The sequence below is a fragment of the Pseudomonas sp. GW823-FHT02C05 genome (assembly GCF_058797595.1).
This window is the reverse complement of the sequence record NZ_JBXAJU010000001.1, coordinates 1113608-1134861: the sequence shown is the minus strand read 5'-3', so window position 1 is coordinate 1134861 and position 21254 is coordinate 1113608. Positions and strand designations below refer to the sequence as shown.

Annotated in this window: 17 protein-coding genes; 4 read left to right on the top strand and 13 right to left on the bottom strand. The window is 63.0% G+C overall.

Annotated elements, in window-relative coordinates:
- The first annotated feature begins 209 nt into the window (after window positions 1-209).
- A complete protein-coding gene (locus tag AC1RGE_RS05200; RefSeq protein WP_492583567.1) occupies window positions 210-542 on the top strand; it encodes an imine reductase family protein in 333 nt (110 codons plus the stop codon).
- Between the two features lie 270 nt (window positions 543-812).
- On the opposite strand, the gene AC1RGE_RS05195 is transcribed toward AC1RGE_RS05200, so the two are convergent.
- Genes AC1RGE_RS05195 through AC1RGE_RS05165 form a run of 7 tightly spaced genes read right to left on the bottom strand, consistent with a single transcriptional unit; the run spans window position 813 to window position 7989 of the window.
- Window positions 813-2471: a cation acetate symporter gene (locus tag AC1RGE_RS05195; RefSeq protein WP_492583565.1), complete on the bottom strand. Its 1659-nt coding sequence runs from the start codon at window positions 2469-2471 to the stop codon at window positions 813-815.
- On the bottom strand, window positions 2468-2791 hold the full coding sequence (locus AC1RGE_RS05190; protein ID WP_492583563.1) for a DUF485 domain-containing protein: 324 nt from the start codon (window positions 2789-2791) through the stop codon (window positions 2468-2470). The genes AC1RGE_RS05195 and AC1RGE_RS05190 overlap by 4 nt, the downstream gene beginning before the upstream one ends.
- Before the next feature lie 56 nt (window positions 2792-2847).
- Window positions 2848-4533: a long-chain-fatty-acid--CoA ligase gene (locus tag AC1RGE_RS05185; RefSeq protein WP_492583561.1), complete on the bottom strand. Its 1686-nt coding sequence runs from the start codon at window positions 4531-4533 to the stop codon at window positions 2848-2850.
- Between the two features lie 50 nt (window positions 4534-4583).
- Window positions 4584-5351, bottom strand: a complete 768-nt coding sequence (locus AC1RGE_RS05180; protein ID WP_492583559.1) for an SDR family NAD(P)-dependent oxidoreductase — start codon at window positions 5349-5351, stop codon at window positions 4584-4586.
- The gene (locus AC1RGE_RS05175; protein WP_492583557.1) at window positions 5351-6523 is read right to left on the bottom strand and encodes an acyl-CoA dehydrogenase family protein; all 1173 of its coding nucleotides are present in this window, start codon (window positions 6521-6523) and stop codon (window positions 5351-5353) included. The genes AC1RGE_RS05180 and AC1RGE_RS05175 overlap by 1 nt, the downstream gene beginning before the upstream one ends.
- Before the next feature lie 54 nt (window positions 6524-6577).
- Complete coding sequence (locus AC1RGE_RS05170) at window positions 6578-6934, bottom strand: DUF6285 domain-containing protein (protein WP_492583555.1); 357 nt, start codon at window positions 6932-6934, stop codon at window positions 6578-6580.
- Window positions 6931-7989 (bottom strand): phosphotransferase family protein, encoded by a 1059-nt coding sequence (locus AC1RGE_RS05165; RefSeq protein ID WP_492583553.1) that lies wholly within the window; start codon window positions 7987-7989, stop codon window positions 6931-6933. The genes AC1RGE_RS05170 and AC1RGE_RS05165 overlap by 4 nt, the downstream gene beginning before the upstream one ends.
- 198 nt (window positions 7990-8187) lie before the next feature.
- On the opposite strand from AC1RGE_RS05165, the gene AC1RGE_RS05160 reads away from it, so the two are divergent.
- Together AC1RGE_RS05160 and AC1RGE_RS05155 are read left to right on the top strand one after the other, a co-directional pair.
- Window positions 8188-10140 (top strand): sigma 54-interacting transcriptional regulator, encoded by a 1953-nt coding sequence (locus tag AC1RGE_RS05160; protein ID WP_492583551.1) that lies wholly within the window; start codon window positions 8188-8190, stop codon window positions 10138-10140.
- A gap of 235 nt (window positions 10141-10375) precedes the next feature.
- Window positions 10376-10936 carry a TetR/AcrR family transcriptional regulator gene (locus AC1RGE_RS05155; protein ID WP_047286486.1) on the top strand — a complete coding sequence of 187 codons (561 nt, stop codon included), beginning with the start codon at window positions 10376-10378 and terminating at the stop codon, window positions 10934-10936.
- A gap of 306 nt (window positions 10937-11242) precedes the next feature.
- Here AC1RGE_RS05155 and AC1RGE_RS05150 read toward each other — a convergent pair whose 3' ends face one another.
- The 6 genes from AC1RGE_RS05150 to AC1RGE_RS05125 are packed head-to-tail and all read right to left on the bottom strand — an operon-like array spanning window position 11243 to window position 20524.
- Entirely contained in the window at window positions 11243-11764 is a 522-nt protein-coding gene (locus tag AC1RGE_RS05150) for a hypothetical protein (RefSeq protein WP_047286485.1), read from the bottom strand.
- Window positions 11765-11805: 41 nt separating this feature from the next.
- Window positions 11806-14118, bottom strand: a complete 2313-nt coding sequence (locus tag AC1RGE_RS05145) for a PqiB family protein (RefSeq protein WP_492583549.1) — start codon at window positions 14116-14118, stop codon at window positions 11806-11808.
- A complete protein-coding gene (locus AC1RGE_RS05140; protein WP_445494762.1) occupies window positions 14111-14731 on the bottom strand; it encodes a paraquat-inducible protein A in 621 nt (206 codons plus the stop codon). Before AC1RGE_RS05140 ends, AC1RGE_RS05145 begins: the two co-directional genes overlap by 8 nt.
- 46 nt (window positions 14732-14777) lie before the next feature.
- On the bottom strand, window positions 14778-16217 hold the full coding sequence (locus tag AC1RGE_RS05135; RefSeq protein ID WP_492583547.1) for an efflux transporter outer membrane subunit: 1440 nt from the start codon (window positions 16215-16217) through the stop codon (window positions 14778-14780).
- A complete protein-coding gene (locus AC1RGE_RS05130; protein ID WP_492583545.1) occupies window positions 16214-19345 on the bottom strand; it encodes a multidrug efflux RND transporter permease subunit in 3132 nt (1043 codons plus the stop codon). The genes AC1RGE_RS05135 and AC1RGE_RS05130 overlap by 4 nt, the downstream gene beginning before the upstream one ends.
- 27 nt (window positions 19346-19372) lie before the next feature.
- On the bottom strand, window positions 19373-20524 hold the full coding sequence (locus AC1RGE_RS05125; RefSeq protein WP_047286480.1) for a MexC family multidrug efflux RND transporter periplasmic adaptor subunit: 1152 nt from the start codon (window positions 20522-20524) through the stop codon (window positions 19373-19375).
- 123 nt (window positions 20525-20647) lie between these two features.
- Between AC1RGE_RS05125 and AC1RGE_RS05120 the strand changes: the two genes are divergently transcribed.
- The gene (locus AC1RGE_RS05120; protein WP_047286479.1) at window positions 20648-21244 is read left to right on the top strand and encodes a TetR/AcrR family transcriptional regulator; all 597 of its coding nucleotides are present in this window, start codon (window positions 20648-20650) and stop codon (window positions 21242-21244) included.
- Window positions 21245-21254 lie beyond the last annotated feature (10 nt).

Here is a 21254-nt window from a genome sequence, read left to right as displayed (position 1 = left end):
ACCTGCTCCGACTTTGATGTGTCCGTAGTCGGACTCGGGGCGATGGGGACAATCATGGCGCAAGCGTATCTGAGGCCTTCGAGCAGCATCGGGCGCTACTTGAAGTACTCGCCGGCCATACGGTATTCCTTCCCTGGGAACAAGCATTCGCCTTTGCAACCGTGTTCCACGCTCATGCATTTGCCGCGATGGTTGTATTTTTCTAGGCCGTGGGCGCAAGCAATCGGTTTGGCACGCCTGTTTCGAGAACAGCCCGGCTCCTGCTCGACACGTCACCCTTTTTCATCGCTGATGCACTCGAGGAAGCGGTACGCCGGCTCGAAGTGCAGGATTACGCGGGCGATCAGGCGAGGCTTGATGTGCATGCGGGCGTGTTTGCGCACATTGCTGAATCCATGCATGCACAACGTGCCTGGACGCCGGTGTTGGACGCCGTGTGTCAGGTCGTGCAACGCGCAGAATCATTGGGCTATGGCGATCAGAACATCGCGGCCACCACCCAGGTGTTCGCTCGCGAGCACGGCGCCGCGAAAGAGGCATGACCGCGCGGTTACAGGCCTCTTGGATCGAACCCGACGACAACAATCATAAAAATTGCTGGAGGATCATATGCGCCGATTTGGTTTTCTACTGGCCGTCTTGACGCTGGCCAGTTTCCTGGGTGTCCTTCTTGCCCCAAGGCCGACCCTCGTCCACCAAGGGACGGCGCAACACAAGGGGCATCCGACTATCAGCATTGGGGATGTCTTCAGAGGTTACTAGCAAGGTGTCACGCGGCCGCTGGCACTCATCCGCCAGCGACCGCTTGTGACTCAATGATCCATTGCACCGCTGGCACCAAGGCCTGTCTGGCCCCGTACGAACTGATCGGCGAAGGCCGCCCTTTCCGCCTTGGCCCGCGCAGTGCGGTCCAGCCGGGAAACGGCATATGCCATCAAAAACGCCAGCGGCATGGAAAACAGCGCAGGCTGGGCATAGGGGAAGAGCGGCTCGGCGAAGTGCAAGACATCCACCCATACCAGCTTGGAAAACACCACAAACCCCATGGCACTGAGCAAACCTACGTAGCCACCGGCCAACGCGCCACGCGTGGTCAGCCCCGACCAGAACATCGACAGGAACAGCACCGGGAAGTTGGCCGAGGCGGCGATGCCAAAGGCCAGCGCGACCATGAAGGCAACGTTGATATTTTCGAACACAATGCCCAGGGCTATCGCCACCAACCCAAGGCCCAGGGTGGCCAACTTGGTCACCCGCAACTCCTGGGCCTCGCTGGCCGATCCCTTCATTATTACCCGCGCATACAGGTCGTGGGCTATCGCGGATGCCCCCGCCAGGGCCAGGCCTGAAACCACGGCGAGGATGGTGGCGAAGGTCACTGCCGACAAAAAGCCCAGCAACAGGTTGCCGCCGACCGCCTGGGCCAGGTGCATGACCACCATGTTGCCCCCGCCCAGCAGCTTGCCACCCACCTGCCCTCCCTCGAAGAACTGTGGCTGCTGGCTGACGATCACGATCGACGCCAAACCCAGCAGGAAAATGACATTGAAGAAGTAACCGATGAACCCGGTGGCATAGAGCACGGATTTTCGTGCCTCCCGGGCATCGCTGACGGTGAAGAACCGCATCAGGATATGGGGCAGTCCGGCCGTTCCGAATACCAGCCCCAGGCTCAGCGACAGTGCTGTCAATGGGTCGGCCAGCAAGCTGCCAGGCGCCAGCAGGCGTTCGCCCAGGGCATGGGTATCCATGGCCTGGGTGACCAGCGTGTCATAGCTGAAGTCGAACTCGCGCATCGCCAGAAACAGTACCAGTGAACCGCCGACCAGCAGCAGGAACGCCTTGATGATCTGTACCCAGGTGGTCGCCACCATGCCGCCAAAGGTGACATACAGCATCATCAGCGCGCCGACGACCACCAAGGCGATGTGGTAGTCCAGGCCAAACAGCAGCCTGATCAGTTGCCCGGCCCCGACCATCTGCGCCACCAGGTAGAAACACACCACGGTCAGCGAACCGATGGCGGCCATGGTGCGCACCTTGCCTTGGTCGAGGCGGTACGAGGTGATGTCGGCGAAGGTGAAGCGGCCCAGGTTGCGCAGCCGCTCGGTCATCAACAGCAACAACACCGGCCAGCCCGCGAAGAAGGCAATGAGGTAGATGTAGCCATCCATACCGGAGGTATAGATGAGCGCGGTGATCCCCAACAGCGTCGAGGCGGACATGTAGTCACCGGCCAGTGCCAGGCCATTCTGCCAGCCCAGGATACCGCCGCCGGCGCTGTAGAAATCCGCCGTCGAGCGGGTGCGCCGCGCCGCCCACCAGGTAATGCACAAGGTCAAGAGCACGAACACCATGAACATGCCGATGGCATGCAGGTTGAGGGGCTGACGCTGGCCCGCGTCCAACGCGGGCGATGCCAGCAGCAGGCCAGAGTGCAGCAACAACGCCAGAGGCAATAGTTTCTTCATGCGCCCGCCTCCTCATCCAGCCCGGCGACCAACGCCTGGGTCAGGCGATCGAACTCGCCATTGGCCCGATAGACATAGAGCGCCGACAACGCACAGAAGAACACGAACAGGAAGGCGCCGGCAGCGACGCCGACGGTCATGTTCGACCCTTGGGCCAGGCGCCTGGCAATCAGCTCGGGCCAGAACGACACCAACGCGATGTAGCCATAGAACGTGGCCAGGATCAGCAGGAACAGGCTCAGGGTAAAACGGTTTCTGCGCGCCACCAGTTGCTGGAACCGGGCACTGGCGCGAACACGCGCGTATAACAGGCTGGACATGGGGCACCTCGGGCAATGTACTTGTTGTTATGGGATGTGCAGGTGCTGCAGCTCGATCAGCGTTCGGCGCCGGTGGCCTGGGCCTCCTGTTGCCGGGCCCACTCACGCAGGACGAACTTCTGGATCTTGCCGGTGGCAGTCTTGGGCAACGCCACCAGCGAGACATGGCGCGGCGCCTTGAAGTGCGCCAGCCGCTCTCGGCACCAGCGGATCAGGTCGTCAGCCGTGACGCGGGCCTGGACGTCGGCGCGCAGGGTGACGAAAGCATGCGGGGTTTCGCCCCAGCGCGCATCGGGGCGCGCCACCACGGCGGCCTCGACCACCTCGGGATGCTGGTAGAGCACCTCCTCGATCTCCAGCGAGCTGATGTTCTCGCCGCCGGAAATGATGATGTCCTTGGCCCGGTCCTTGATTTCCACATAACCGTCCGGATGCAGCACGGCCAGATCGCCGGTGTGCAGCCAGCCGTTGGCCAGCGCGCTGCGGGTCGCGTCCGGGTTGTCCAGGTAGCCTTTCATCACTGTGTTGCCGCGCACCACCAGCTCGCCCAGGGTGGATCCGTCGGCCGGGACCGGGTGACCGGTGTCGGTATCCAGCACCGTGGCTTCCTCGAGCATCGGGTGGGCGACACCCTGGCGGCTCATGAACCGGGCGCGGGCCTCCAGAGGCAGTTCATCGACGCCCGGTTGCCACAGGCACAGGGTGCTGGGGCCGTAGCTTTCGGTCATGCCGTAAGCGTGGGTGATGCTGAAGCCGCGCGCTTCCATGGCAGCGATCACCGCGCTGGGCGGCGCCGCGCCACCGGTGATGACCGACACCGGCCTGGCAGGCTCCTCGGCATGCCCGGCGTGAATCAGCATCGACATCACCACCGGGGCTGCGCTCAGGTGGGTCACCGCATGCTCGGCGATGGCGGCATGGATCGCCTCGGGCTGGACCTTGCGCAGGCACACATGGGTGCCGCCTGAAAGGGTCACCGCCCAGGTATGGCTCCAGCCATTGCAATGGAACATCGGCAGGGTCCACAGGTAGACGCTGCGCGGCCCGAACTGGAAGACCAGCGCCCCGGCGCAGGCATTGAGGTAGGCACCGCGGTGATGCAGGACCACGCCCTTGGGATCGCCTGTGGTGCCGGAGGTGTAGTTGATGGCGATCGATTGCCATTCGTTCTGCGGTGCACTCAACGCTCGGTTGGGATCGCCCTGGGCCAGGAAACTCTCGTAGTCGAGGTCGTGGGCCAGGTCGAAATCCTCGGCCTGGGCATCGTCGATACCCACCAGCAGCGGCGGCGCATCGAGTATCGCCAGCGCCTGGCGGGCCACCGCGCCGAACTCGCGGTCGCAGATCAGCACCTTGGCCGCGCAATGGCGCAGGATGAAGGCAATGCTGCGCGCCTCCAGGCGGATATTGATGCATACCAGCACCGCACCGGCACCGGGCACGCCATAGTGCGCCTCGAGCATCTCGGGGATGTTCGGCGCCAGGATCGCCACCCGCTCGCCCGGCTGCACGCCGACCCGTTCCAGGGCGCTGGCCAGGGCACGGCTGCGCTGGTGCAGTTGGCGGTAGCTGTAGCGCCGGCCGCCATACACCACCGCGTCGCGCTCCGGGTACACCTGGGCGGCACGCTTGAGGAACGACAGCGGCGACAGCGGCACATGGTTGGCTTCGTTGGGGGCAAGCTCATGCTCGAAGGTCGGGGTCATCATGACCGGCACCCCATCGCTATGTTGCCCAGGCATTGAATGTACATACACCTCTCCTGTTTCTTGTTGTTCTTGCGCCGGGCGCTTTACAGGCTACTGCACAGATGGCCGCCATCGACCACGATCTCGGCGCCGCTCATGGCCCGCCCGGCATCGCTGGCCAGGAGCAGCAAGGCGCCATCGAGGTCCGACGGCTGGCTGAAGCGCCGGCTGGGGATACGCGAGCGCAGCTTCTCCCCGGCCTCGCTGGCCAGGAATGCCTCGTTCAGATCGGTCATCACGTACCCTGGCGCCAGGGCGTTCACACGTATGCCATGGCGCGCCAGTTCCAGGGCCATGGCGCGGGTCAGGTGCGCCAGGCCCGCCTTGGCCGCGAGATAGGGGCCGACGGCGCCGGCCACGCGGTTGGCGAGGATCGAGGTGACATTGATCAGGCTGCCGCCCTGCCCCGCGGCGACCATGCGCCGGGCGCTTTCCTGGGCCACCGCCCATGCGCCCTTGAGGTTGGTGTCCAGCACGCGGTCCCAGCTTTCATCGTCGCAATCGAGCAGGGGCTGGCTGTCGCTCACCCCTGCGTTGTTGACCAGCACATCCAGCGGGCCCGCGGCGTCGAGCACCCGGCACACATCCTCACGGCAGGTCACATCGAGGGCGAAGGCCCGGGCGCGACCACCGGCCAGCTCGATGGATTCGACCAGGCTCTGCAACGGCGCCTGGCGCCGGGCGGTCACCACTACCTCGGCACCCGCCGCGGCCAGGGTCATGGCGAAATGTCGTCCAAGGCCGCTGGAAGCGCCGGTCACCAGGGCGCGGCGCCCATCCAGGGCAAACAGTCCGGCAAGGTTCGGCTGCATCAGTGGGCTCCCAGGCGCTGGTCGAGGAGTTTCTTCGCCAGGCTCATGCGGTGCACTTCGCTCGGGCCGTCGTAGATGCGAAATGGACGGATGTCGCGAAAGATCCGCTCGACCACGGTATCCCCGGTCACCCCGCGTCCCCCCAGGACCTGCACGCAACGATCGACCACCCGCCACAGCGCTTCCGAGCTGATGACCTTGGCCATGCTCGAATCGACATTGCCACGCTGGCCCTGGTCGAGCACCCAGGCACAGTGCCAGACCGCCAGGCGCACTACATGCAGGTCCATCATGTTGTCGGCGAGCATGAAGCCGACCCCCTGGTGCTCGCCCAACGGCTTGCCGAATGCATCGCGGGTGCGCGCATGGTCGCAGGCGATGTCGTGGGCACGTCGCGCGGCCCCAAGCCAGCGCATGCAATGAGTCAGCCGCGCTGGCGCCAGGCGCACCTGGGCATAACGGAACCCCTTGCCGATCTCGCCCAGCACATCGCTTGCCGGCACCCGCAGGTTGTCGAAGCGCAATTGCCCGTGGCCACCGGTGAAGCAGCTGTCCAGCGTATTGAGCTGGCGCTCGTGAATGATCTCGTCACGCTGCATGTCGGACAGGAACATGGTCGCCGTACCGTCCTCCATGCGCGCCATGATGATGGCGAACCCCGCCCCATCAGCTCCGGTGATCAGCCACTTGCGACCATTGATCAGGTAATCGTCACCATCGCGAGTGGCGGTAGTGAGCAGCATCGACGGATCGGAGCCCGAGCCCGGCGCCGGTTCGGTCATGGCGAAACACGAGCGCACCCGCCCCTGCACCAACGGTCGCAGCCAGCGGTCTTTTTGTGCTTCGGTGGCCACCACATCCATCAAGTGGATATTGCCTTCGTCCGGGGCGTGGATGTTCAGTGCAACGGGCCCCAGAGGCGAATAACCGGCCTCTTCGAAGACGATGGCCTTGGCGGCATGGCTCAGGCCCAGGCCACCCATTTCACGACTGGCGTGAGGTGTCAGCAGGCCAGCCGACTGTGCGCGGGCCTGCAGCTCCCGACGCAGGGCGTCGCTGGGGCCGTGGGCATCCTGGCGGGGGTCGTTTTCGAACGGGATGACCTGTTCGGCGATGAAATCGCGGGTCTTGGCCTGCAATGCAAGCAGTTCTTCCGGCAGGGTGAAATTCATGTCTGTCCTTCTTGGCTCTGGTCGGTCCGGGGGAAAAGGTAGGTGTCGCCGCGCTCAGGGCATGGCCTTGGGATTGCTGATCGCTAACCGGGCGAGGGTCACTTGCCGCAAGGCGTCTACCAGCGTGCGCCGGCGTTGCGGATCGTCATGGCGTCCCTGGCGAATGTCGCGGGCCAATTGACGGCGGATTTCGTGCAAGGGCGCACCCGCCCCGTCGACCAGGGTGGCCAGGTACGCCTCCTCCTGGCTGCCGGTATGCGCTTGCAGGCGACTTTCGCGAGCGGCGATGGCCATGGCATTGGCGATCATCAGCGTCGGGTAGCGCAGCTCACTGGCCAGTGCCGGCAGCACCTGCTCAAGCAAGGTCTGGCGGGCGATCTCGAGGAGTTCATGGGCATATGGCTGGGTCATGGAGCCTCTGCTCCCGTCATGTTCAGGATGTCGAGTTCCAGCTCCGGCAGCAGGCGTGCGGTCAGCGCCAGTTCGAGGGAAGGCTCTTCACCGGACAGGTGGCGCTGGCCCTGCTGCAAGGCGATCACTGCCCAACGCAAGGTCGCCATGATCTGCCAAAAGTGCAGTTGGCGCGGCTCGATACGTACAGAGGACACGTCGTTATAGCCACCTAGAAAGTCCTGTAGCAGCCCGATGCCGCCGGCTTCGAGGTCGGGGCGCGTAAAACGCCAGCAGCGAGCGGTAAACCAGCCGAGGTCCTCGCAAGGGTCGCCCCAACCACTGAACTCCCAGTCCAACACGGCTTCCAGCCCTCGCTCACTGGCCAGATAGTTGCCGGTACGGTAGTCGCGATGAAGCAGGCACAGGGCGCGGGTGCGCGGTGCATGCAGCTCGCACCAGCGCAACCCCCACTCCAGTACCGGATAAGCCTCGGCGAGCGTATCGAGGTAATCGCGATAGGCGTTAACAGTGGCCAGGGCGGGTGCATCCTGCGGTATTGGCAAAAAGTCCAGCGCCGCGCAGGGCGGACGCACTTGATGCACACGCGCCAGGTTGGCGCCGAGCTGCGTTGCCAGCCGCGCCTGTCCATGAGCCCCGGCACCGGCACTGAGCAGGCGCCCGGCTGCTACGCCGGGCCTGTATTCCATCAGGAAAAAAACCCGACCATAAACGTGGGTATCGCGGCATAGCCAGAGCGGCCGGGGCACTTTCACACCGGCCTCGTGGACCACCTGAAGCACAGCAAACTCTTGCGCTCGATTGAGGCTGGCCGGCAGTGCCGAGAGCGCATCGCTGCGCAACACCCAGTTCCGCGCGCCCTCCCAGGGGCCTCCCTCGATCAGCAGCTCGAACAGCCAGTTTTCCTGGATGGCGCCACCGCTCAGGCGTTTGCGAGCCTTTATGACGACGCGGGTCGCCAAGGCGCGCTCACGGATGAAGTCGACCAAGCGTTGGTCTTGGGTCGCGGCCACGAACGCATCGCTGGCCGGAAAAGTCGTAGGGGAACGGGTCATGAATCTATGAATCCTGCCTTCGTTTTTGAGTGGGCAAGACGGTAGAGCAATGACCGGGCCAACCCTTCAAGAACCTACGGAAAGCCTCGCCATACCTGGCCTTCAGCTTGTTGAAAGGGACAGTGGGCTTCTGGCGGATTGCATAAAAGAAACAATTTCATTCAATATCGAAACATTTCACCATTGAAAGGCTTCGTCATGGAATCTCCCACTTCGCGGGTCGTCGTGCTGATCAGCCATTTGCAGCGTCCCCGGCAACGCAGCCGCCTCGCCAATGTCGTGACCGGACTGGCTGCGGACTATCTCGATACCCGCATCGAGGTGCTCGACACCTCAGTGGCTGAAGCGTTGCCGACCGCTCGCGAACTGGAACAGCGCGATGAAGTCGACGTATTTGTCTGCGCCGGGGCCACTGCTGCCTACCTGCGCAAGCACCTGACGCGCCCGGTATTGACAATGCATGTGGGAGGCGACGATCTGCTGCGGGCGCTGGGCCAAGCACGCGAGCACACCTCACAGGTCGCTTTGCTCAGCTACAACCGCATTGATCGCAACCTTGCGGCCATGGCAGCGCTGTTCACCGTGCCTGTTCACCAGGCCGCCTACTCCACACTGGAGGAAGCCCGCCAGGCGGTCGAGCAGGCAGCCCAACTGGGGTGCCGCAGCATCATTGGCTCATCGTCGGTGGTGGAGCTGGCGGAACAGGCAGGACTGCACGGCGTGCTGTCGCTGAGCGAGGGCACCGTACGCAGAGCACTTGAGGAAGCCCTGGGCATCCTGGACAGTCAGCGCATCGAAATTGCCAAGCGACAGCACCTGAACGCTGTGTTGCAACACATTCCCACCGGCGTGGCAGCGGTCGACAACCAAGGGCTGGTGCAGTCGCTCAACCCTGCCCTGGCCCACCTGCTGGAGTTACCGCTCAGCGAAGCGCTGGGCCGACCACTGCAGCAACTGTGCCCGGAACTGGATTTACAGCAGGCGTTGCGGGATGGCGGCGGCGAGGAGAACCGGGTCATTCGACTGGGCTCGCATGCGGTGGTCAGCAACCTGCTGCCCATCCTTGAAAACGGTCAGCGTACCGGTCTTGTGCTCACCTGCCAGGACACCACCGCCGTGCAAAGGGCGGATCAGCGCATTCGCTCCACTCGCCGTCCAGGCGCATTCACCGCCCGCTACCGGCTCGAACAGCTGCACGGCAACAGCGCCGCCAACCGCGAAATGCTGCAAATGGCCAAGCGTTTCGCCGCCAGCCATTCGACCATCCTGATCACCGGTGAAAGCGGCACCGGCAAGGAACTGCTGGCCCAGGGCATTCATAACGAGAGCCCTCGCCGGCAAGGGCCCTTCGTGGCCATCAACTGCGCGGCTCTTCCAGAGTCGCTACTGGAAAGCGAACTGTTCGGCTACGAGGAAGGTGCCTTCAGTGGTTCGCGCAAAGGTGGCAAGCCCGGGCTGCTTGAGGCCGCACACCGCGGCACGCTGTTTCTGGACGAAATTGGCGACATGCCGGTATCGCTGCAGACACGCTTGCTTCGTGTGCTGCAGGAGCGGGAGGTACTCCGGCTGGGTGGCATCGAACCCATTGCCATTGACTTGCGCATCATCGCCGCCACTCACCAGGACCTGCGTGCAGCCATGGAGCAGGGCGAATTTCGGACAGACCTGTATTACCGGCTCAACATTCTGCGCTTGCAGACCACTGCGTTGCGTGACCGGCCGGAAGATATCGCGCTGATTTGCCAGGGCATCAGCCAACGTCTACTGGTTCAGGGGCAGCCTGCGGCCGCTGCGGACATACCGGCTGCCCTGTTGCCGTACCTGGAGCGCTATTCATGGCCGGGCAACGTTCGGGAACTGGAAAACGTGATCGAACGCGCGATGCTCTCGGCCCGCGAGCTAGTGGGCGAGCGCGGATTGAACGAGCACTATCTGGCTCGCGTGCTACCTGAACTGTGCGAAGACAGGCCTGTGTCCCCTGCCCGCAAGCCTGCTCCACGCGAAGCAGACCTGCATACGATCGGCAAGGCTGCCCAGCTACGCCACGTACAACAGACGCTGGACAGTTGCCAAGGCAATCTCGACGAAGCGGCCCGTCGCCTAGGCATCAGCCGGACCACCTTGTGGCGGCGATTGAGGTCCCTGCGCTAATCGAACCCCACAGGTCGAACCCGGTATCAGGCTCACAGGGTGCAGCGGCGTGCTGGCTGCTGAGTGGTGAGCCTGCAATCGGGAACGACCTGCGAATGTTCACGGATGCATGAGCAACTCGGGTGACGCCAAAGCGACCCTAAAGCCTTAATTGAATCAGTAGGTGATCAGATGGGTGCCATCTGTACACGTTTCCTTCACAATGACGGCACAACTGGCTGTGTGGAATATAGGGATGCACCTTCCGATAACCGACGAGCGTCTACTCAAAGCGTTGGCCGATGCAATAGTTGTCCACCCTCGGGCTACCTTGAAGGAATTGGCCCAGGCCGCAGGCGTCAGCAAGGCGACCCTGCACCGGTTCTGTGGAACCCGTGACAATCTGGTGACGATGCTGGAGAGCTATGGGGAACAGGTCCTCATTCAAGTGATAGACAACGCCGAGCTGGACAGCAGCGACGCGGTGATGGCCCTGCATCGTCTGATCATCGAGCACCTGAAGCATCGAGAGATGATGATCTTCTTGCTCTTCCAGTATCGTCCGGACTCCTTCGACGACAGCGAGGCACATCGACCTTGGCGGGCGTATGCCGATGCCTTGGATTCCTTCTTCCTGCGCGGTCAACAGGCAGGCGCCTTCCGCATCGACATCAGCGCTGCGGTATTTACCGAAATGTTCTTGAGCATGGTCTACGGCATTGTCGACGCCGAACGCCGTGGACGTGCAGCCAGCGCGACGTCTGTACAGACACTGGAACTGCTCTTTCTAGACGGCGCCTCAGCGACTGCTCGCTAAGGGCGCAAACCCGGTCAAAAAGTACGCCTGGGCTACCACCGCGGCAAGCTGGAGAAGTGCATCGATAAATGCGGCAGGTCGCAAATGTCGAACGCGCCCCAGCGCCGCGGCCACTCCTGGCGATGCACATTGGGTTTAATCCGGCAGCCGCTTTCGCGCGACCACTCGATCGCCTTCACAGACGCACCGCGCCTCTCCAGAGAATGCTAACGAGCTTCTCTTGAGCATCCAGGGCGGTGGCAGAGGCGTATTTCGAAAGAGAGACAGGCCGCGCACCCAGCTGAACGGATCCGCGGCCTGATAGGCTTACAGACGATTCGGCGAGGTTCCAACCAGAGGGATACGCTGCCCGGTTTCCAGCATTTCTACAGCATCCAGTTGTTCTTCTATCTGTAGAAAACGCATGGCGGTCACTGCAGACAATTTTTCAGTGACTTCATCGATGTAGCGGTTCAACAGGATCTGTCGTTTTACCTGCAAGGTTTTGTACACCTTGATTATCTTGGACGCGTCCTCATTCGTGACCGCTCCAGAGCCATACGCTCGCGCATATTCCAGCAACAGTTCGAACGAATCCTTGTTCAGGCTCTCCATTTCATTGCGATAACGAGCATAGATCGGCCAGAAGGCCTCGGCTTGCTGGCTTTCGAGCCCCATGTTGGATTCCACAACCCGTTTGCGTTTGTAATTGATGGCCTCGATCTGGTTATTGATCTTCTCCTTGTGATCACTCATCACCTGCTGCGCCGAAGGCAGAGGATCCTGGGCTTGTGCGACAAAAACGCCTGAGGCGGCGATGACGGCGGCGCAAAATAGTTGCTTGAACATGAATTGACTCCTTTTACATTGACTGAATGATGAGGGTGCAATCACTGCACCGCTTCCTTGAGCAGGATCTTCGGCGCCCACTGCAGCCACTGTTCGTCGACAGCATCGAACAGGGCGAACGTTTGCCCGGGCCTGGCCGGCTCGCCCATCTGCCCGTTGTCGGGCGTGGCGAAGGCGATTCCTCCCGCCACCATGGCCTCCAGGGATTCGGTGCGAACCGACACGCCCTTGAATAAACCCGCCTCGATGCCGACTCCGCTGGCGTTCCAAAAGCGGCTGCCAGTACGCACCAGGGGGGCATAGCGCGGCTCGATGAGGATGCTCAGCAGCACCCGGTCTGCGTGGGGCCCCAGGCTCATGTCAATGACTTTGCCCACCGTCATCTTGCGGTAGGTCACCGGGCTGCCGAGCTTGATCGAGCCTTTGTCGGGGGCGCTCAGGGTCAGCCTCAGGCCTTCACCGCCGGGCAGGAGATTGGGCGCTTCAGCCAGGGCCTGGAAGCGGACCTGGCGTTCCCCCGGTCGACTACTGGGCAGGGCCTCGATGTAGGGGCCGCTGACCAGGGTGCCAAGGTGCTCCGTGCGCATCAGCCCGAGTGCCGGGCGCACCACCCAGAAGCGTGTGCCGCTGCGGGCGAATTGTTCGGCAAAGGTTTCCAGGCGCGCCTTGAGCTGCACGCCGGACAAATCGGTTTTCAAGTCGATGTTCTCGACCTTGCCGATCAGCAGCCCCTTGAAACGAATAGGCGTGCCTTCGCGCAGTCCCTCGGCATCTTCGACACTGAGCTGAATCTGCGCGCCTCGGGCCATGGCGGTCTCTTCGCTGTCATGGAGGACGAAACGACGCTCCTTGCCCAGGGGCGGCGCTTTCAAGTCCAGGGTGTCGAGGGAGATTCCCCCATTGATCAAGGTCTGCAAGGATTCGCTCTTGACCTTGAGCCCGTTGAGGTCGCCACTCAGCGTCACCCCGCTGGCGCTCCAGAAGCGCGTCGAGCCGTTCACCAGGCGCGTGTACTCGGGCTCGATATGCACACCGATCATGACCCGCTGGTTGTCCGTCGACAGCTGGTAGCTCTGCACGCTGCCCACGCGAATCTGCCGATAAAGCACTGGCGAACCCACGTCCACCGAACCGCGCCGATCGCTGGTCAGTATCAGGTGCAAGCCCGGTACGTTCATGTCCATGGGCGGAGCCTTGGAGAGAACGCTGAACTCCCGTCGCGGCACTCCGTTCTTGGCGAAACGTACAGCGATGTAGTTGCCCTTCACCAGCGCATCCAGCCCGGTAATACCGGCCAGCGAGATGTTCGGCTTCACGGTCCAGAATTCGGTCCCCTCCAACAACAGTGCTTCGACCCGCGGGTCCATCGCCAGCTCGGCGGTGGCGCCACTGAAATCCCCGCTCATGTCGACGCTCTTGACCAGGCCGACCTGCACGCCGTTGTACATGACTTGCGTCTGTCCCGACTGTATGTCGTTGAGGTCCTTCATCTTAAGTTTCACCCGCAGGCCGACCTGGGCTGCGTCATAGTCCTCGTACAAGCGAAACGGCTTGCTGGTGTCGGTGGGCGGGCTATCGCGATGGCTGTCGGGCGTGGAAAAGGAAATCCCCCCCGCGGCCAGGGTCAGCAGTGACTCACTGCGTACCTTGAACCCCGACAAACCGCCGGAAATCGAGATCCCGCTGGCGTTCCAGAAGCGTGTGTGTTTGCGTATCAGGTCTGCGTAGGCCGGTTCGATGTGCACCCTGATCTCGATGGTGCGGTGGTCCTCGCCCAGCTTGAAGCTCTTCACCTGGCCCACAAGAATCTGCTTGTAGAACACCGGGCTACCCTGCTCCAGAGAGCCCAGGCGCTCGGCCTTGAGCGTGATGTGCAGGCCGGGTACCTTCTCGGACATCGGCGGTGGTTCCTTCAGGGCCGTAAAGCTACGAACACCTTGGTCGCCTTTATCTCCCTTCGCCGGATCCACCGCGATGTAGACCCCGGAAACCAGGGTCTCCAGGCCAGTGACGCCGGCCAGGGATACCCGCGGTTTCACCAGCCAGAAGTCGGTATCTTCATTCAGGTACTTCTCGGTTCCCTTGGCCATTTCGATGGAGGCGAGCACGCCCTTGATGTCGTCGCTGACCTTCAGCTCCACCACCTTGCCGACCGAGATGCCCTTGTACAGCACCTCGGTTTTCTTGGCCTGGATACCATCGCCGCTCTCGAAGCGGATCTGGATGACGGTGCCGGCCTCGTCGTAGGCGCGCCACGCCAGCCAGGCACCAATGACCAGGGCTAGCACGGGCAGGATCCAGATCGCCGACCAGCTGGAGGCCGGGTGTTTTTTGGGGACAGGCAGATCACTCATTTTCATTGTCCAAGTGGGTGTTATCCCATATCAGTCGGGGGTCGAAAGTCATTGCAGCCAGCATGGTCAGTACCACCACGCTGGCAAAGGCGGCGGCACCGAGGTTGGCCTCGATGCGTGCCAGGTTGCCGAAGTTCACTAGCGCCACCAGGATGGCGATGACGAAGATGTCGAGCATCGACCAGCGCCCCACCCATTCGATGAAGCGGTACATGATGATTCGCTGTCGAGCGGACATCGGCTGGTGTCGTTGCACGGAATACAGCAGCAGCCCTAACCCCCCAAGCTTGAAGGTGGGCACTACGATGCTGGCCACGAACACCACCAGAGCGATGGGCGCCATCCCTAGCTGAAGCAGGCTGACGACTCCGCTCATGATGGTGGCCGGCGCCCCATTGCCGAAGACGCTGACGCTCATGATCGGCAGCAGGTTGGCCGGGATGTAGAGGATCATGGCCGTGATCAGCAACGCCCAGGTCCGCCTGATGCTGTCGGGGCGCCGAGCATGCAGCCGAGACTGGCAACGACTGCAGCGCGCAGGCTGCTGGACGTCGAGGGGGTTGAGTTGATGGCACTCGTCGCACAGCTGAATACCGGCATCGATCGCACGCATAGTTAGCTTCCTTGGCCGGCGCCCGCGCGCGGGCACCAACGTTCATTTAGGGGGTCGCCTGGCGTGCTGCCGGATGCGACTCTGGGTGGCCCCGCCAACCACCGCCCAAGGCGCGGAACAAGTCCACCAGGGCGATCTGTCGCTGAGTGCTGACCTCGATAAAGGCCGTTTCGTTGTTGAAGCGGGTGCGTTGGGCATCCAGGTAGCGCAGATGGCTGTCGATACCGGCCTGGTAACGCGCCTTGGCCAATTTCAGCGACTCCTCGCTGGTATCTGCCAGGGCACGGCGTGCCGCTTCTTCGCGGCGCAGGGTGTCGCTGGCCGCCAGGGCGTCTGCCACCTCACGAAAAGCGGTCTGCACCGTGGCCTCGTAGGCCGCGACGGCGGAGTCCTTGCGCGCCTCGGCCAGGCTCAGGTTGGCGCTGTTGCGCCCCGCATCGAAGATCGGCAGCGACAGGGTCGGCACAAAGCTCCAGGACCGCGAGCCGCCATCGAACAGGCCGGACATCTGCGCACTGGAGGTACCCAGGCTGCCAGTCAGGCTGATGCGTGGAAAGAACGCCGCCCGTGCGGCGCCGATATCAGCATTGCGCGCCTGCAAACGGTGTTCGGCGGCCAGGATGTCCGGACGCCGCTCGATCAGGCTCGACGGCGAGTCGGCCGCTATGTCCTGCACCAGCAGTGGCCGATCCTGAGGCGATTGACCGATGGCTTTCGCCGCATCCGCGCTGCCCAGCAACAGCACCAGAGCATTGAACGCCTGTTGCTGCTGGCGCAGGTTGCTTTCCTGGTCGGCCCGGGATTGCTCCACCAACCCCAGAGCCTCCTGGTAGTCCAGGGCTCCGGCGGTGCCCACCCCGCGTTGACGGCTGATCAGGGCGAAGGAGTATTCGCGGCTGAGCAGGGTCTGCTGCGTCAGTTCCAGGCGACGCTGGGCGCTGTCCAGCTGCAGGTACGCCTGGCTGACCTCGGCGATCAGGGCGATGCGCGCCGCGCGCCCCGCCTCTTCGGTGGCCAGGTACTGTTGCAGTGCCGCATCGCTGAGGCTCTTGACCCGCCCGAACAGGTCCAGTTCGTATTCCGGCAGGGCCAGGCCCACTTGATAAGCGCTGGAGACCCCGGCCTGGCCGTTGCTGGCCAGATCGGCCGGCAGGCGCTGGCGGTTACCTGAAGCCCCCGCATTCAGCCCCGGCACCCGGTCGGCGCGCCGGATGCGGTACTGGGCCCGGGCCTGCTCGATATCCAGCAGGGCCTGGCGCAGCGAACGGTTGTTGTCCAGGGCGATGCCCACCAGTTGCCGCAGCTTGGGGTCGAGGATAAACCCCTGCCAATCCAGCTCGCCAACACGCTGCCCGGGCTCTGTGGCCGTGAGATTCCAAGCGGCGGCCACCGGTGCTTCGGGACGCTGGTAAGTCGGCGCCAGGGAGCAACCGCCCAGGGCTAGCAACAGCGACAGGGAAAGACTTCTTATCGGCATGCGCATCATTGCTGACCCTCGGCAGCGGGCTCGCGCACCGCGGGTTTACTGCCCAGAAGCGACAGCACCCAGACAAAACAGATGGGTACGAAGATCACTCCGAGCAGCGTCGCGCTGAGCATGCCGCCGATCACACCGGTGCCGATGGCGCGCTGGCTCGCAGCGCCGGCTCCGGTGGCCAGGGCCAGCGGCACCACGCCGAGAATGAAGGCCATGGAGGTCATGACGATCGGTCGAAAGCGCAGGCGCGCGGCCTCGATGGCGGCGTCACGCAGGCTGTAGCCCTTTTCCCAGAGTTCCTTGGCGAATTCGACAATGAGGATCGCGTTCTTCGCCGACAGGCCGATGATGGTGATCAGGCCAACCTTGAAGTACAGGTCGTTGGGCATGCCCACCAGGGTCACCGCGAGCACCGCACCAACCGCACCGATCGGCACGATCAGCATGACCGACAGCGGGATCGACCAGCTCTCGTACAACGCCACCAGCAGCATGAACACCACCAGGATGGCCAGGGCGAACAGCGCCGTGGCCTGGCCACTGGAAACCTTTTCCTGGTAGGACAGGCCGGTCCACTCGTAGCCAATGCCTGCCGGTAGTTGCGCCGCCAGGCGCTCCATCTCGGCCATGGCTTGGCCGGTACTGAAGCCTGGCCCGGCGTCACCGATGATGCGGATCGACGGGTAGCCGTTGTAGCGCACCAGTTGTACCGGGCCCTCCTCCCACTGGGTGGTGACAAAGGCACTGAACGGCACCTGTTCACCCCTGTCGTTGGGCGCGTAGAGCTTGAGCACGCTTTCCGGGGTCATGCGTTCACCTTGCTCCGCCTGGATCACCACCCGTTGCTGGCGTCCGGCATTGGTGAAGTCGTTGATCACATCGGAACCAAAGGCTGCGGACAGGGTGCTGCCGATGGTCTTGAAACTCACGCCCAGGGCCTGGGCTTTCTCGCGGTCGATCTGCAAGCGCAACTGTGGCGCTTCGGCGAGGCCTTCCATCATCGCGTAGAAGAACACCGGGTTGCCGTAGGTCTGTGCCAGCAAGGTATCGCGGGCTTGCAGCAGCGCCTCGCGACCCAGCCCGCCACGGTCCATCAGGCGCAGGGCGAAACCGCCGGAGTTGCCCAGGCCGTTGATCGGCGGGGGCGACACCGCCATGACCGTGCCGTCGTCAGGCGCGGCGAAATGCTCGTTCAACGCCGCCACTTCCGCCGCAGCCGACTGCTGCGAATCGCGCTCGGACCAGTCCTTGAAGGTCGGGAACGCCAGCGCCGCATTGTCACCCTGGCCGGAGAAGCTGAAGCCCGAGATCACGAATGCCGAGGACACCGCCTCGCGGGACTTGAGATAGACCTCCAACTGCTCGGCGGTGGCATGGGTGCGCACGCGGCTGGCGCCTGGCGGCAGTTGCACGTCAACCACCATGTAGCCCAGGTCTTCGCTGGGCACGAAGGCTTCCGGCAAACGCAGGTAGCTATAGCCAAGGATCGCGACAATACCGCCATAGACCAGCATGAAGCGCCCGGCGCGTTTGATCAGTGTGCTATTGAACAGCGAATAGCGCTCGGTCACCCGGGCAAAGCCCCGGTTGAAGGCGCCGAAGAAACCGCGCTTCTCGTGATGCCCCTCGGGAATCGGCTTGAGCAGCGTGGCGCACAATGCCGGGGTGAAGGTCAGGGCCAGGAAGCCGGAGAACAGGATAGAGACCGCCAGCGACACCGAGAACTGCTGGTAGATAACCCCCACCGAACCGGACATGAAGGCCAGCGGCAGGAACACCGCCGAGAGTACCAGGGTGATACCGACGATGGCCCCCGACACCTGTTGCATCGCCTTGATGGTGGCGTCGACCGGTGACAGGCCCTCCTCGGCCATGATTCGCTCGACGTTCTCCACCACCACAATGGCATCGTCCACCAGAATACCGATGGCCAGCACCATGCCGAACATGGTCATCATGTTCACCGAGAAGCCCAGCAGGTACATCACCATCAGCGTGCCGAGCAGGCACACCGGCACCACGATCGAAGGGATCAGGGTGTAACGCACGTTCTGCAGGAACAGGAACATCACCAGGAACACCAGGACCATGGCTTCGATCAGGGTATGAACCACTTTCTCGATGGCGACGTCGACAAAACGCGAGGTGTCGTAAGGCACCGAATACTGCACGTCCTCGGGGAAAAACGCCGAAAGCTCGGCCAGGCGCTGCTTGACCAGCCCCGCTGTCTGGATAGCGTTGGCTCCTGGTGACAGCTGGATCGCCCCGCCAACCGCGGGAGTGCCGTTGAGGCGCGAGGAAATGTTGTAGTTTTCCTGGCCCAGCTCCACGCGCGCGACGTCAGCGAGCTTGACCGTGGAGCCGTCCTGATTGGCTCGCAGCAGGATCTGACCGAACTCTTGCGGATTGTCCAGGACGCCTTTGACCGCCAGGGTCGCCGTTAACTCCTGGGTGCTATTGCCCGGCGTACCACCGAACGCGCCGGCGGGAACTTGCACGTTCTGCTCACGGATGGCGGTACTCACGTCGTCGATGGACAGGCCGTAACCCACCAGCCGCTGTGGGTCAACCCAGACCCGCATCGCTGCTTCCGAGGAAAAGAACTGCAATTTGCCAACCCCTGGCAAGCGTCGCAGTTCGTTATTGATATTGCGCGCGGCGTAGTCGCCCAGGGCCGTGGTATTGCTGTGGTGAGTACCGTCCTTGTAGTTCAGTGCATAGATCAGCAGAAAGCCGGCGCTGCTCTGCTCCACTTGCAATCCTTGGGTCAGCACGGCCTGGGGCAGGCGCGCCTCGGCTTTCTTCAGACGGTTCTGTACATCGACCTGGGCCATGTCCGGATCGACGCCCGGCTCAAAGGTCACGACGATCTCAGCAGTGCCGTTGGAGTTGTTGGTGGACTCGAAGTACAGCAAGCCCTTGGCGCCGTTCAGCGACTCCTCCAGCACGTTGGTGACCGATTCCACCAGCACTTTGGCCGACGCACCAGGGTAGTTGGCGGTCACTGTAATCTGCGGGGGAGCCACGTTCGGATATTGGGCGACCGGTAGCTTGGAGATAACCAGGATGCCGGCCAGAGAGATGAACAGTGCGAGCACCCATGCAAAATTGGGGCGCTTGATAAAAAATTGCGACATCGAAAAATCCTCGCGGCGATTGCGCCCTTACTTTTGTGACTCGGACGCTGTGGCCACGGCACTTTTGGGCTCCACCCTGGCGCCGGGCTGCAGGCCAGCCAGGCCGCTGACGATCACTCGATCACCAACTTTCAAGCCCTCACGGATCTGCCAGCGCGCGCCCTGCATGACGCCGGTTTGCACCGGGCGCAGTTGCGCTCGGTGCTCGCTGTCCATCACCAGCACCGAAGCGCTGCCGTCTGGGCTGCGCAATACCGCTCGTTGCGGTACCAGCAGTGCCTGGCTATCGGTGCCCTGAGGGGTATGCACCCGCACATACATGCCCGGCAGCAAATTGCCGTCGCGATTGTCGAATTGACCGCGCAACGCCACCTGGCCAGTGCCGGGGTCCACCGCCACATCGGTAAACAGCAACGAGCCCTGGCGCTCGTAGGACGTACCTTCGATACGCACCGACAAGCCTTGCTGCGCATCGGCCGCGAGCGCGCCGGTCTTCAGGGCTTCACGCAGGCGCAGCGCATCGGCCGCCGGCTGGGTGAAATCCACGTACACAGGATCCAGTTGCTGGATACGCACCATCAGCGAGGCGTCGCCCTGCCCCACCAGCGCGCCCTCAGTCACCAGTGCCCGCCCCACGCGCCCGGAAATCGGTGCGGTAACCGAGGCGTAGCTCAGGTTCAGGCGCGCGGTCTCCAAGTCGGCCTGGGCAGAGCGCGTGGCGGCCTGGGTCCGCCGCAGTTCGGCAGTGGCGCTGTCGAAATCCTGCTGGCTCACGGCTTCGATCTTGACCAACGGCTCATAGCGCTTGACTCGCGCCTTCGCCTCCAGCAACCCGGATTGCGCCCGGGCCAACTCGCCCTCGGCCCTCGCCACGGCGACCTTGAACGGCGCCGGATCGATTTGGAACAGCAGATCGCCCGCCTTGACGTCAGCCCCTTCGACAAACCGTTTGTGCAGGACGATGCCAGCCACCCGGGCACGCACCTGCGCCACCCGCACCGGCTCGACCCGACCTGGCAGCTCTGAAACCAGGGCCAAGGGTTCGCTGGTCACCGCCAGCACTTCGACCGGGCGCGCCACTTCCACGGCGGCGCTCTGTTCACCGGCAGGGCTACACCCAGCCAATGCGATGGCAATTGCCAGCGCCCCCGCCACTCCTACTGCATGCATCTTGCCCATGAGTCATCCACTGCTTGATTGAAAACGGGCCGAATGGTACTTTTGCGAACCCAATGAGTCAATAGTGACTCATTTGAACAATATAAGACCCAAGCACTCTTTTCCTGGAGACCGTCAGGCGCTATGCAAGCATCTGGAAAATTTTCCCAAGCAGGGGCAAGCCCATCGTCCCCCCACGAAGAACGCCTGCTGCGCCTGCTGACCACGGCGGTAGTCAACCGACCACGAGCCTCGATGCTTGAACTGGCGCAAATGGTGGGAGTCAGCAGGGCCACGCTGCATCGTTTCTGCGGCACTCGGGACAACCTTCTGTTGAGCCTGGAAGCCCATGCGCGCGAAATGCTCGAGCAAATCGTCGACAATGCCCGCCTGCAGCAGGCGGAGTTTCTTCCGACCCTGGAGCGCTTGATCAGCGAGCATCTGGCACACCGTGAATTGCTGGCTTTCCTGGTGGTCCAGTACCGCCCCGGCTTTCTTGATGAGCAATCCAACGGCGCGCCCTGGCGCTGCTATCTCGATGCCCTGGACGGCTTTTTCCTGCGCGGCCAGCAGCAAGGCGCGCTGCGCATCGACATCACTGCCGCGGTTCTGACCGAGCTGTTCATCACTCTGGTCTACGGCATGGTGGATGCCGAGCAGCGTGGCCGCGCGGCCAGTGCCAATACCGCCCATACCCTGCAACAGATGTTCTTGCATGGCGCTTGCGCCCAGTCACTCTAGGCCACACGCC